The sequence below is a fragment of the Microcoleus sp. AR_TQ3_B6 genome (genome assembly GCF_036702785.1).
In the GTDB taxonomy this organism is placed as follows: Bacteria; Cyanobacteriota; Cyanobacteriia; order Cyanobacteriales; family Microcoleaceae; genus Microcoleus.
The window spans coordinates 60,328-73,503 of record NZ_JAUBVJ010000022.1; the positions used below are offsets into that span (position 1 = coordinate 60,328).

Below are 13,176 nucleotides of genomic sequence, written 5' to 3' on the forward strand. Positions count from 1 at the left end.
GAGAAAATGGACTCGGACTGGTGTCAATTAATTTCAACCAGGGGTTTCTTTCACCTGCGGCTTAATCACCTATGCGTTCATATTCTCTACTAGCTTCAGCAAAAATCAATCTGTATCTGGAAATCATAGGCGATCGCCCCGACGGATATCACGAACTGGCGATGGTACTTCAAAGCATAGATTTAGCCGATCGAATTGACTTGCGCGCGATCGGGACGGACACGATTCGCGTGCGCTGCGATCACCCGCAAGTCCCTCCTGATAAGAATAACTTGGCCTACCGGGCGGCGGATTTGTTGGCGAAGCAATTCCCCGATGCTTTGGCGAAATACGGCGGAGTCGAGATTGCCATTCACAAGCAGATTCCGGTGGCGGCGGGACTCGCAGGCGGTTCTGCAAATGCGGCTGCGGTTTTAGTCGGGATGGATTTGCTGTGGCAATTGGGACTTACTCAGTCGGAGTTGCAAGAGTTGGGAGGAACTTTGGGTTCGGATGTGCCTTTTTGTATTGCTGGAGGTACGGCTTTGGCAACCGGCCGCGGGGATAAACTGTCGCCGCTGCCGGATTTGGGCGGTTTGTCTGTGGTGCTGGCGAAGTACCGCAATCTCAGTATTTCTACGGCATGGGCGTATCAAACTTATCGCCAGCAGTTCAGTAGTTCCTATTGTGCAGCCCAGGATTTGGATTGCCGCCGGGAACGGCTACATTCGGGGCCGATGGTGGGGGCGATCGCCCAAAAAGATCGATCGAAAATTGGTGAATTGCTGCACAACGATTTAGAAAAAGTTGCTTTGCCTGTGTACCCGCAGGTGTTGCAGTTGCAGGAGGCTTTTGAGTCGGCGGGGGTTCTGGGAACGATGATGTCGGGTTCCGGACCGACGGTGTTTGCGCTGGCGGAGTCTCCCGAGCAGGCTCAGCAGATTTTGGAACGGGTTAAAAGTGCGATCGCTTCTCCCGATTTGGATTTTTGGGTAGCAAAGTTTAGCAATACTGGGATTCGGATTTTTTCGGAGGGAAATGATACGAAACCGCCGATTTCGAGGGTGTAACTCGCAAATGGTGCGATCGCGATCGCCCGTTAAACGCGTCTCACCGGCGATGGTCAAGATGAATCTAACTTTGCGCAGAGTCTATTGAGATCGAAGAACTGATAAAATGGCATGAAACACCGATTTTAGTTTTGGTTAATTAACCAAAAACCTAAAATCTAAAATCTAAAATCTAAAATCGCAATGGCTGATTTAACTAATCCAAATTCTAGTTCTAAACCTCTGAGTTCGGCTGGGGATGCAACCTCTGCATCTTCTGATGCGCCGACGATTTTGCGGTGCGCGATCGGTTCGCTGATCGCGGGCGGCTTTGCGGCGGCTTTGTACGCCCTAACTTTGTCGATCGTCCAAACCTTTGCAAATGCGCCCATTCATTCTGACAATGTAACTGCGATTAATATTGCGGCGGCTGTGCGAACTTTAGTCATGGGGATTGTCGCTTTGGGTGCCGGTGTTTTTGCTTTTGCGTCTTTGGGTTTGATGCTGCTAGCTTTGCAACTTTTGATTCAAAAGTTCGTGAAAAAAACCGATAGATCTTCTGGTGTTTAAGCGTTATGTCTCTTACCAAGTAAATATCAGTGCAATTATTTATTGTCACGGCAAATGCTTAACTGGTAGTGAAACTAATTTTGCTAATTTCTCAGCAACATCTACCCGGTGACATTTATCGGGATTCATTTCAGCACATAACAATAAAACTGTGCCTTGCTGAGTGATTTCTGCAACTTCACGCAAAGCAGCTTTGGCTTTTTTTTTATTGGGCGGCATCCATTTTTGGGTGCCAGATGTATTTCCTAAATCGATTTTGGAAATGTATTCAATGTTTTGTGAAAAGCAAAATTCTTTAATTTTATCCCCATACCATCTGCGAGTCCAAGCGCGAGGATTTTTCCGAACATCAATGACATATTTAATATCATAATTTTGCAGATATGCTAAAAATAAGTCGTAGTTTGTGCGATTTCCATAACCAAAGGTAAAAATGTATTCATTTTCAGGTAATTCCGATTCATTACCTCTCTTACAAAAATCTTCAACTTCCTCTTCACTCGTGGTGCTAAGAGAAATTTGGGGGGATTGAGAAGATTGATTTTTGGTGCAAATAAGTTTATCCATCGTAATTTTAGAATTAGAACAAGGTAAGCTGAGTATGAGAAACTATGGGCGGATAAAATAAGCCAATTATCATAAAACTTTTTTTATGGTTTTTTAAGTTTCCTACTATAAAGTATAAATCCTTATTGCCTAAAAATTCAACCTCTAGTTTTTGCCTTACTTTTTCGCGGGCATCATGCTCTTTGGCAAGTGGGGTTAAACTCTGAGATTTATCTCTACATTTCCTATAAAGTTCTTTAATTTCCCAATCACTAATACTATACCGATGTTCGTCGCCATCTTCATCAATAAAATTATACCCAAACTTATATGGGATTTTTTCAAGTTCTATTGTTGGCTCAAACAAATCTAACTGATCGATAACTCCTTGCTGCTTTGGACTCCACTCACGTGTGGTTTCTTCCCAGAAATACTTTTTAATAGTTCGTGGTTTAATAATCCCTAGAGACTTATCTTGATTTTGTATATCCCGAATCGATCTGAACTGTAGTGGTAAAACAAGTTTTTTTCGTTCACTCCAGTTATTACTCGTGTCAATTTTTTTCACAACTTCTATTGATTCATCATCTATCCGAAAACTCTCCACTCTATAATCTTTATCATTTCTTTCAATTTTAGCACTTATAATAGACCATCTTGGATAGCGCCGATCGAAATCTAATTGTCGGAAGCGAATAGGATAAATGCGAACCCACTTAAGTGGTTTTTCTTCCTCATCCAATATAACTCCCGCTGTGCATACGGTTTCTCGGTATTTTGTACTAATTGATGGATAGGTCTTAGTTGCAATTAATATTTTTTTTGTTTCCATAATATCTAGTCTTGATAATTGTATTTTTTGAAGCAATAGCTAGTAATATGTTTATACATACCATAAAATATAATTTATGGCAATACCCAAGACATTCTCCAGAATGAGTAGTAGTATGTCCCAAATGGTTAGAATTGAGGTATCGACCGCAAAAAGCTTGTTTGGTAACAGTGAGTTTGAGTATGCCTTGGCGGCCCGATGATTGGGAGGGAGATGACCCTTGTTGGAAGTTGATTGCGGGTGTGGTAGAGTTGCCGGAAGATGTTGTTGATTATGAAATTTAGTTTTGACCAAAATGGGCTATTGATTATTTATTTCTTTTTATTGCCCGCAAAAACTCTGTTTGTGGTATAATTCTGCGGGACTGTAGCAGAAAGGGGCGCTTTTTGATGAAAGCAGAATTTTATTTTGACTGTCACAAATATATTTGCAGTTTAGTTCAAGTTGATTTTGTCAAAGAATTAAAAATTAAAAATCATCAAGGTTTTGTCTTGGCAGTTAAGCAAGGAGAAAAGATTGGACTTTTGGGGAAAAGCCGCCATAATGCTAAACAAGTTGATGTATCTAAGCCGCATTTTTATAATGTGATTAAAGCGGCAATGAGCGCTTTGGAATTAGAAACTAAAAATGAGGTGATATTAGAGAGAAATCGAACTATTGCTGATGCCGAAGAACTCATTCAGCAGCAAAACCGAGAAATTCGCCTTCTCAACGAACAGATTAGAATCCTTGCGGCTCGGGTTGAGCAATTGTTAATGGAAAAGCAGCAGTTATCCATGCAGCTAGTAGAGAAGGAAATCAGAGAAACTGAAATTAGTCAAGAAATTGATGATATTCCTGCTTCGGAGGAAGATTTAGCGGCGGCGGAAATTGAGAATGGGATTGGAGAAGCTGAAATTAGTCAAGAAATCGCACAACTGCCGATTCAAAATCCTGGGTTGGACGTGCAGTTAATAGAAAATTCACGGGATTTTGAGGGAAGTGAGGAAGAGGAAGAAATGACCGGAAGCGATGTTAAAGGTGTCGATTTAGAAATTATAGAAGAAGGAGAATTTCTAGGAGACAAAACTGAAATTAAGCGACTGCATAAAAGAGGATCGCAGAAAAGGATGAGAAAGAAATAAGGAGATGTTTTCTCTAGTTTGATGCGCTAGTTATAGCGGCAAGGTGCGCGCTGTGCACCTTACATATAAAAGTAAAAATATTCGGTATGGTTAGATCAAAATACACAGACACTATAATTCAAAGGATAGTCATGGAACGAGAGATTACCGATAGCGACGGCATTACCTGGACTTGTGTTCAAGCCTATTCTGGGCTTTCCCACAATGCAGAAAACCAGGAGGCGGCTCAGGTTAAAGGAGAGGAGGATACCTACTGGGTCGTTTGTACGCCCAGCGGCGGCGCTAAGTCGGTGCGGCTCAAACTTCAGGGCGAATGGGAAAAATCCTACTCGGATGAGATGTTGCTCAATGAAATTCAAGCACAGCAGGGGGTATGACCATACCCAAACTAAGTTGTCTCGATAGTACGGTAAACCGCGATCGAGCATATTGCAACTAGCAGTGCTCAGACACCTACATACTCGGCAAAACTCGCTGTATGTAGGCGATCGCCCGCAAGATGAACAAGCTACCCAAGGAGTAGGTTTACCCTTGCAATGGGCCTGAAACTCGATCGAGCAACATCAAGAGGCGATCGCTCCCAACCTTACAAAAGTAAAGTAACTCAAAGAATAGTCATGGAACGAGAAATTACAGATAGCAACGGCGTTACCTGGACTTGTGTTCAAGCCTATTCTAAGCTTGACAAAAATGCAGAAAACTAGGATGCAGCGCAGGTTAATAAGCTACAGCAATGAGGCAATAGCATAACTACAACTCAATGAAAGTTTTTACCACAACCTTATAAACTGTTGAGGAGAACATTTAAGGAAAAACTATGCCTCAACCAGAAACGAATCAACCGAATCAAGCCCTGCCACCCCAGCTTGTAGTGCTGCAAATGGCCACTGGATACTGGGTTTCCCAATCAATCTATGTCGCGGCAAAGCTTGGTATCGCTGACTTGTTAAAAGATAGCCCAAAGAGTTGTGATGAACTAGCCACTGCTACAGGAACAAACGCCCCCTCACTCTATCGACTCTTGCGAGCGCTCGCAAGTCTGGGGGTTTTTGCTGAGACTCAACCGAATCACTTCACCCTAACACCTCTTGCGGCTTGTCTTCAGAGCGACACTCCTAACTCAATTCGTGCGTGTGTAATCATGCAAGGGGAACAGTATCAAGCGTGGGGAGAGTTCATGCATAGCGTACAAACCGGAGGTAGCTCTTTTGAGCATATATACGGCATGAATATCTTTGAGTACTTGGCTCAAAACCCAGAGTCGGCAAAAATTTTTGATGAGTCAATGACTAATTTGTCAGTGATTCAAAGTGCTGCGGTTGCTGCCAGCTATGACTTTTCATCCATCCAAACGTTAGTTGATGTTGCAGGCGGAGAGGGGCTTCTGATTGCCTCGATTCTTAAGTCTAACCCCACACTCAAGGGCGTTCTCTTCGAGAGACCCTATGTAATCGAAAGGGCAAAGCGTTTCTTGGAAGCGGAAGGAGTCTTAGAACGCTGCCAACTGGCTGCGGGTAACTTCTTCGAGTCTGTACCCGAAGGGGGTGATGCTTACATTCTCAAATACATTATTCACGATTGGGATGATGAAAGGGCGATTGCGATTCTCAAGCAGTGTCACAACGTAATGCCTGCAAACGGCAAAATATTAGTAGCCGAACAGGTTATTCCACCGGGTAATGAACCGTTTATGGGCAAGTTACTTGACCTGAATATTCTAGTGATTACTTCCGGCGGACGCGAACGTACAGAAGCGGAGTATAGAGCGCTTTTTGAAAAGGCAGGATTCAAGCTCACAAGAATTGTTCCGACACAGGATGAGATCAGCATAATCGAAGGAATTCGAGTGTAAACAGAAGCATCCCAACTTTATAATCTCGGTCTTTTGGAAACGCCGGGTACTCAGGCTATTTCATTGCAGTAGGGGTGTGAGTAGCAATAGCATAACTAAAACTCAATGAAAGCGTTTACCACAACCTTATAAACTGTTGAGGAGAACATTTAAGAAAAAACTATGCCTCAACCAGAAACTCCCCAACCGAATCAAGCCATGCCACCCCAGCTAGCAATACTCCAAATGGCCACTGGATACTGGGTTTCCCAATCGATCTATGTGGCGGCAAAGCTTGGTATCGCCGACTTGTTAAAAGATAGCCCAAAGAGTTGTGATGAACTAGCCACTGCTACAGGAACAAACGCCCCCTCACTCTATCGACTCTTGCGAGCGCTCGCAAGTCTGGGGGTTTTTGCTGAGACTCAAGTGAATCACTTCACTCTAACGCCTCTTGCTGCTTGTCTTCAGAGCGACGTTCCTGGCTCAGTTCGTGCGTTTGTAATCATGCTAGGCGATGAAGAACACTATCGAGCGTGGGGAGACTTATTGCATGGTATACAGACTGGAGGTAGCCCTTTTGAGAATGTATATGGCATGAATCTCTTTGAGTACTTGGCTCAAAACCCAGAGTCGGCAAAAATTTTTGATGAGTCAATGACTAATGCCTCAGCGATTGAAAGTGCTACCATCGCTGCCAGCTATGACTTTTCATCCATCCAAACGTTAGTTGATGTTGGAGGCGGAGAGGGGCTTCTGATTGCCTCGATTCTTAAGTCTAACCCCACACTCAAGGGCGTTCTCTTCGAGAGACCCTATGTAATCGAAAGGGCAAAGCGTTTTTTGGAAGCGGAAGGACTCTTAGAACGCTGCCAACAGGCTGCAGGTAATTTCTTCGAGTCTGTACCCGAAGGGGGTGAGGCTTACATTCTCAAACACATTATTCACGATTGGGATGATGAAAGGGCGATTGCAATTCTCAAACAGTGTCACAAGGTAATGCCGGACAACGGCAAAGTGTTAGTAGCCGAACAGGTTATTCCACCGGGCAATCAACCCTTTACTGGCAAGCTCATTGACTTGAATATGCTAGTAATGACGGACGGCGGACGCGAACGTACAGAAGCGGAGTATAGAGCGCTTTTTGAAAAGGCAGGATTCAAGCTCACAAGAATTGTTCCGACACAGGATGATGTGAGCATAATCGAAGGAATTCGAGTATAAACGGAAGCATCCCAACTTTATAATCTCGGTCTTTTGGAAACGCCGGGTACTCATGCTATTTCATTGCAGTAGGGGTGTCATTAGCAGTCGAACAAAAATGTACGGTCAGGGCTAATTCCTGCGTTCACTAAAAAACTTTCACTCTCCGCAACTTTGCTTATAACTAAAGCTTGATGCTGAATGTAGAAACAGGTGTCCGGTGCGATCGCGCGCTCCAATTCCTCCTTTTCCAGCAACCGCGCGCCGAGTTGCATTGCCTCACTTTCTAACTCGTCGGCTCTGGCGTTCACCAAGTACGCTAGGATGATTACAGGAAATTCCTGTCCTTGGTACGGCGTTCGGATTTCTAATACTCCATTGTCCTAAGCTATTATCCAAGCGCGAGCTTCTCCGACATCGGTCAATCGATTTTAGATTTTAGATTTTAGATTTTAGATTGACCCCAGGGATAAATGCGGGGGCTTGAGGATTTTCGATTATCGATTATCGATTTTCGATTTTCGATTTTCGATTTTAGATTGACCCCAGGGATAAATGCGGGGGCTTGAGGATTTTCGATTTGAGATTTTGGATTGATTCCACGGATAAATTACGTGGCGGGTACCAACTTTGAAATTCGCTTGTCGGCAACGCCTGAAAAATTTGCCAGCTAACGCCTTTTCCAACAACCTTTTAGTTGCGGATAATGGGCTTTTTTGCGGGAGTAAAAAAGTTACTGTTGGCGCGCTAATCTTGCTACGTATCTGTATTATGTGTGCGGCCCAAGGCGAAAAAGTTAAAATAATTTCATAGCCTTTTTAATCTTAGCTTCTCAGCTATTAGGTACTCAGATATCCAAAATCTATGGACAGACATGAGAATAGCTACAGGCATAAAAATATCAACATCCTCTCCCATTTCTTCTGTGGGTAGCAAGCCAAATAATTCGTTAAATTCAGTGACATCGGCTAAGATATTATCAAAGTCGTCTAAAAGTTCGTCCGGGTAAATGCAGTGGATTCCTCCTTCATGTTCATAATATTCTTCTTCGTCAGGCAAGAATTGTGAAGGTTTGAGTTCGGCAATCAGATAGTTTAGCTTGTGAAACTCTGTTTCCAAAATTATCGCGGCGATATCTTCCCCGGCTTGCTGCAAGAGAATGCGATCGCCCTCGAACATCACTCGTTTAATTGTGGCGATCGCATTTTGGCAAAATTCCTCAACAGTTAACCGGAAAAACCCCTCGCAGCCGTGAAGCGCAGCTATCCCGCTCTTAATCGCCCCTTTTCCCCCCGCAGCCGAGCCCACAACAGAATTTTGACAATTATCCAGGGTCAGCGGTAAAATTACAGGTACGATCGAACTCTTGTCAGCAGCATTAAATCCTTCAGTCATTAGTTCCCCAACATTCACATAATTGTTGACAATATTGCACAATAGATAAAATTGTAAATATATAGCACCTACCTTTTTTTACCGCTTATGAATAGCAGATTCCTCGATCGACTCCACCACCCCTCACGCCCCGTCATCGTCTTCGACGGCGCGATGGGAACCAACCTGCAAGTCCAAAACCTCACTGCAGAAGACTTTGGCGGCAAAGAATACGAAGGCTGCAACGAATATCTCGTCCACACCAAGCCGGAAGCAGTCGCCAACGTGCACCGGGGATTCCTCGAAGCAGGGGCCGATGTCATCGAAACAGACACCTTTGGCGGGGCTTCCATCGTTCTAGCCGAGTACGATTTGGCAGACAAAGCCTATTATCTCAACAAAACTGCCGCCGAACTTGCCAAGGGTATCGCCGCCGAATTTTCCACGCCTGAAAAACCTCGATTTGTCGCAGGATCGATCGGGCCAGGTACCAAATTGCCAACATTAGGACACATTGATTTTGACACTCTCACCGCCGCTTTTGCCGAACAAGCAGAAGGACTTTATGACGGCGGCGTTGACTTATTTATTGTCGAAACTTGTCAAGATGTGCTGCAAATTAAATCAGCATTAAATGCGATTGAAGAAGTATTTAAGAAAAAAGGTGCGCGAATTCCGTTAATGGTATCAGTCACAATGGAAGCCACCGGCACAATGTTAGTCGGTTCCGACATCAGCGCCGCCCTAGCCATTTTGCAGCCGTACCCGATCGACATTTTAGGCCTGAACTGCGCCACCGGGCCCGATCGCATGGCCGAACACGTCAAATACCTTTCCGAACATTCGCCCTTCGTAGTTTCCTGCGTTCCCAACGCTGGTTTACCCGAAAACATCGGCGGGCACGCGCACTACAAACTAACGCCAATAGAATTAAAAATGGCCTTGATGCGCTTTGTCGAAGACTTAGGCGTGCAAGTCATCGGCGGCTGCTGCGGCACCCGCTACGATCACATCCGCGAACTATCAGAAATTGGCAAAACTCTTAAACCCAAAGTCCGCGAATTTACTTGGGAACCTTCTGCCGCTTCAATTTACACCGCCCAACCCTACGAACAAGAAAATTCCTTCTTAATTGTCGGCGAAAGACTCAACGCCAGCGGTTCCAAAAAATGCCGCGATTTGCTAAACGCCGAAGACTGGGACGGTTTAGTGGCAATGGCCAGGGAACAAGTGCGAGAAGGCGCGCACATTCTCGATGTTAACGTAGATTATGTCGGCCGGGACGGCGTGCGAGACATGAAAGAATTAGTCTCCCGCGTTGTGACTAATGCCACTCTCCCTTTAATGCTGGATTCCACAGAATGGGAAAAGATGGAAGCCGGCTTAAAAGTTGCGGGCGGCAAATGTTTGCTGAATTCCACTAACTACGAAGACGGAGAACCGCGTTTTTATCAAGTTTTAGAGTTGGCGAAAAAATACGGCGCGGGCATAGTTATCGGTACAATTGACGAAGACGGGATGGCCAGAACAGCCGACAAAAAATTTGCGATCGCCCAGCGCGCATATAACGCCGCCGTCGCCTACGGAATTCCCGCCGAGGAAATCTTTTTTGACACCCTAGCTTTGCCAATTTCTACCGGGATAGAAGAAGACAGAAAAAACGGCAAAGCTACCATCGAAGCCATCCGCCGCATCCGCCAAGAATTGCCAGGATGTCACGTAATTTTAGGGATTTCTAACATTTCCTTCGGCTTGAATCCGGCGGCGCGGCAAGTTTTGAATTCCATGTTTTTGCACGAAGCAATGCAAGCGGGGATGGACTCGGCAATTGTCAGCGCTAATAAGATTTTGCCCCTGGCCAAAATCGACCCCCAACACCAAGAAATCTGCCGTAAACTCATTTACGACGAACGGGAGTTTGACGGCGATATTTGCGTTTACGACCCCTTGGGCGACCTGACAACGGTGTTTGCGGGCAAAACTACCAAGCGCGATCGTACAGAAGACGCAAACCTCCCCGTCGAAGAACGCCTCAAGCAGCACATCATCGACGGCGAACGCATTGGGCTCGACATCCAACTCGCCAAAGCATTAGAAACCTATCCGCCCCTCCACATTATCAATACCTTCTTGCTAGACGGCATGAAAGTAGTCGGAGAATTGTTCGGTTCGGGACAAATGCAACTGCCATTTGTATTGCAGTCAGCAGAAACAATGAAAGCTGCAGTTGCCTATTTAGAACCGCACATGGAAAAGTCCGAATCCGGGGACAACGCCAAAGGAACATTTATCATCGCTACGGTCAAAGGCGACGTGCACGACATCGGCAAAAACTTGGTTGATATTATCCTATCAAACAACGGCTACCGAGTGATTAACTTGGGTATTAAACAGTCAGTTGACAATATCATCGAAGCCTACGAAAAGCACAAAGCCGACTGTATCGCCATGAGTGGCTTGCTGGTAAAATCTACCGCATTCATGAAAGAAAATCTGGAAGTATTCAACCAGAAAGGAATCACGGTTCCGGTAATTTTGGGCGGCGCGGCTTTGACTCCCAAGTTTGTACATGAAGACTGCCAAAATACCTACAAAGGTAAAGTCGTTTACGGCAAAGATGCGTTTTCCGACTTGCACTTTATGGACAAACTCATGCCAGCAAAAGCTGCGGGTAAATGGGAAGATTTGCAAGGATTTTTAGATGAAATAGGAAAAGAAAATGGGGCGGTTAAAGAAGCTAAAGCTTCGCCAGAAACTTCTGTAGAAGATCCCAAGAAAGCAGACATTCCTGTGGTGATAGATACCAGGCGGTCCGAAGCAGTTGCAGCAGATATCGATCGCCCGAATCCTCCTTTCTGGGGAACGAAACTTTTGCAGCCGGAAGACATCCCCTTTGAGGAAATTTTCTGGCACTTAGATTTGCAAGCCTTAGTTGCCGGTCAGTGGCAGTTCCGCAAGCCAAAAGACCAATCGCGGGAAGAATACGATGCTTTCTTAGCTGAAACAGTTTATCCCATCTTGGAAGAATGGAAACACAAAGTCATCGCCGAAAAGTTACTGCATCCGCAAGCAATTTACGGGTATTTTCCCTGTCAAGCTGAAGGCAATTCTTTGTATTTGTACGACCCAGAAATCATGGCTGGCGGGCAAGATGTATCGACACCCGCTGCAACATTCACATTTCCCCGCCAAAAATCGGGGCGCAGGCTTTGCATTGCCGACTTTTTCGCGCCCAAAGAATCGGGTAAAATCGATGTATTTCCCATGCAAGTAGCAACAGTCGGAGAAATTGCTACAGAGTACGCGCAACAGCTATTTGCTAACAATCAATATAGCGACTATCTCTACTTTCACGGATTAGCGGTACAGACAGCGGAAGCCGTAGCAGAATGGACTCACGCGCGAATTCGGCGCGAATTGGGATTTGCTAGCGAAGAACCGGACAACATTCGCGATATGCTAGCGCAAAGATATCGCGGTTCGCGTTACAGTTTCGGCTATCCGGCTTGTCCGAACATGGCGGATCAGTACAAGCAACTGGAATTGTTAAAGTGCGATCGCATCAACCTCTACATGGATGAAAGCGAACAACTTTATCCGGAACAATCAACAACCGCAATTATCACCTATCACCCAGCAGCCAAATACTTCACCGCTTAATTTCTAGGGTGCGCCCCGCGCACATTCCTCGGTGAATTATACTCGTTACCAGGCTCTTCCTGGTAACGCAGCTCCCGAGGCTTGGCTCCACTTAGAGCAGTAAAGCTTGTAGTATCGTTCCCAAAACTGTCCGGAGTATTGGCCCAGAAGGTAATGTCATTGCTGACAATGCGTAACGCCTAAATCTGACACTTGCGTTTAACCAAAGCGTCCGCTAATGTACTCTTCGGCTTCTTTGGTTTGGGGAGAACGGAAAATTTGTTCAGTGGGCCCAAACTCCACCAATTTGCCGCGTCGTTTGCCTTGATCGTCCGTTTCTGTATTGAAAAAAGCCGTCCAATCCGCGATTCTTGACGCTTGTTGCATATTGTGAGTCACTGTAATAATTGTGTATCGTTCCTTAAGTTCTAAGCACAGTTCTTCGACCTGTCGCGTAGAAATGGGGTCGAGAGCAGAGCAAGGTTCATCCATCAATAAAACATCCGGCTTCATAGCGATCGCCCGGGCAATACAAAGCCGTTGTTGTTGTCCCCCAGATAACGCCGTTCCTTTATCTTTCAGCTTATCCTTGACCTCATTCCAGAGAGCTGCTTGTCTGAGGGAAGATTCCACTAATTCATCCAGATTTCCTTGATATCCGTTGGTTCTGGGGGCATAGGCAATATTTTCATAAATGCTCTTGGGAAACGGATTCGGTCTTTGAAACACCATTCCCACCTGTCGCCGCAATTTGACGGGATTCACTTGCGCATCGTAAATATTACGGCTGCGGTAAATGAGTTTCCCTTCCACCTTGGCAGCAGGGATTAAATCATTCATGCGATTGAAGCAACGCAATAAGGTACTTTTGCCACAGCCTGAAGGGCCGATAAAGGCCACAATTTTTTGACGGGGAATTTTGATATAGACATCGACAAGGGCTAAAAAGCCATTGTAATAAACCTTTACGCCTTCTGCATCAAACACACTATCGCCCGTTTTGAGTTTGGTATTACTGTCAGTCATCTG

General features: G+C 45.2%; 14 protein-coding genes. 9 read left to right on the forward strand and 5 right to left on the reverse strand.

Annotated elements, in window-relative coordinates:
- Positions 1-71: 71 nt before the first annotated feature.
- Complete coding sequence (gene ispE / locus QUB56_RS13375) at positions 72-1,049, forward strand: 4-(cytidine 5'-diphospho)-2-C-methyl-D-erythritol kinase (protein WP_332955716.1); 978 nt, start codon at positions 72-74, stop codon at positions 1,047-1,049.
- 183 nt (positions 1,050-1,232) lie between these two features.
- On the forward strand, positions 1,233-1,598 hold the full coding sequence (locus QUB56_RS13380) for a DUF3082 domain-containing protein (RefSeq protein ID WP_332955717.1): 366 nt from the start codon (positions 1,233-1,235) through the stop codon (positions 1,596-1,598).
- 45 nt (positions 1,599-1,643) lie between these two features.
- On the opposite strand, the gene QUB56_RS13385 is transcribed toward QUB56_RS13380, so the two are convergent.
- On the reverse strand, positions 1,644-2,165 hold the full coding sequence (locus QUB56_RS13385) for a DUF488 domain-containing protein (RefSeq protein ID WP_332955718.1): 522 nt from the start codon (positions 2,163-2,165) through the stop codon (positions 1,644-1,646).
- A gap of 13 nt (positions 2,166-2,178) precedes the next feature.
- Entirely contained in the window at positions 2,179-2,976 is a 798-nt protein-coding gene (locus QUB56_RS13390; RefSeq protein WP_332955719.1) for a hypothetical protein, read from the reverse strand.
- 134 nt (positions 2,977-3,110) lie between these two features.
- Between QUB56_RS13390 and QUB56_RS13395 the strand changes: the two genes are divergently transcribed.
- The 6 genes from QUB56_RS13395 to QUB56_RS13420 all read left to right on the forward strand — a co-directional run bounded on the left by QUB56_RS13395 (position 3,111) and on the right by QUB56_RS13420 (position 7,155).
- A complete protein-coding gene (locus QUB56_RS13395) occupies positions 3,111-3,260 on the forward strand; it encodes a hypothetical protein (RefSeq protein ID WP_332955721.1) in 150 nt (49 codons plus the stop codon).
- A gap of 105 nt (positions 3,261-3,365) precedes the next feature.
- Complete coding sequence (locus tag QUB56_RS13400; protein ID WP_332955722.1) at positions 3,366-4,100, forward strand: hypothetical protein; 735 nt, start codon at positions 3,366-3,368, stop codon at positions 4,098-4,100.
- A gap of 131 nt (positions 4,101-4,231) precedes the next feature.
- Positions 4,232-4,477 (forward strand): hypothetical protein, encoded by a 246-nt coding sequence (locus tag QUB56_RS13405; protein ID WP_332955724.1) that lies wholly within the window; start codon positions 4,232-4,234, stop codon positions 4,475-4,477.
- Between the two features lie 159 nt (positions 4,478-4,636).
- Positions 4,637-4,804 (forward strand): hypothetical protein, encoded by a 168-nt coding sequence (locus QUB56_RS13410; protein ID WP_332955725.1) that lies wholly within the window; start codon positions 4,637-4,639, stop codon positions 4,802-4,804.
- Positions 4,805-4,917: 113 nt separating this feature from the next.
- Positions 4,918-5,952, forward strand: a complete 1,035-nt coding sequence (locus QUB56_RS13415) for a methyltransferase (protein WP_332955727.1) — start codon at positions 4,918-4,920, stop codon at positions 5,950-5,952.
- Positions 5,953-6,114: 162 nt separating this feature from the next.
- Positions 6,115-7,155, forward strand: coding sequence for a methyltransferase (locus QUB56_RS13420; protein WP_332955728.1), 1,041 nt, complete (start codon positions 6,115-6,117; stop codon positions 7,153-7,155).
- Positions 7,156-7,235: 80 nt separating this feature from the next.
- Here QUB56_RS13420 and QUB56_RS13425 read toward each other — a convergent pair whose 3' ends face one another.
- Together QUB56_RS13425 and QUB56_RS13430 are read right to left on the reverse strand one after the other, a co-directional pair.
- Complete coding sequence (locus QUB56_RS13425; RefSeq protein ID WP_332955729.1) at positions 7,236-7,445, reverse strand: hypothetical protein; 210 nt, start codon at positions 7,443-7,445, stop codon at positions 7,236-7,238.
- 496 nt (positions 7,446-7,941) lie between these two features.
- Entirely contained in the window at positions 7,942-8,529 is a 588-nt protein-coding gene (locus QUB56_RS13430; protein ID WP_332955730.1) for a type II toxin-antitoxin system Phd/YefM family antitoxin, read from the reverse strand.
- A gap of 87 nt (positions 8,530-8,616) precedes the next feature.
- On the opposite strand from QUB56_RS13430, the gene metH reads away from it, so the two are divergent.
- A complete protein-coding gene (gene metH / locus QUB56_RS13435; protein ID WP_332955731.1) occupies positions 8,617-12,168 on the forward strand; it encodes a methionine synthase in 3,552 nt (1,183 codons plus the stop codon).
- 198 nt (positions 12,169-12,366) lie between these two features.
- On the opposite strand, the gene pstB is transcribed toward metH, so the two are convergent.
- Entirely contained in the window at positions 12,367-13,173 is an 807-nt protein-coding gene (pstB, locus tag QUB56_RS13440) for a phosphate ABC transporter ATP-binding protein PstB (RefSeq protein WP_332955732.1), read from the reverse strand.
- Positions 13,174-13,176 lie beyond the last annotated feature (3 nt).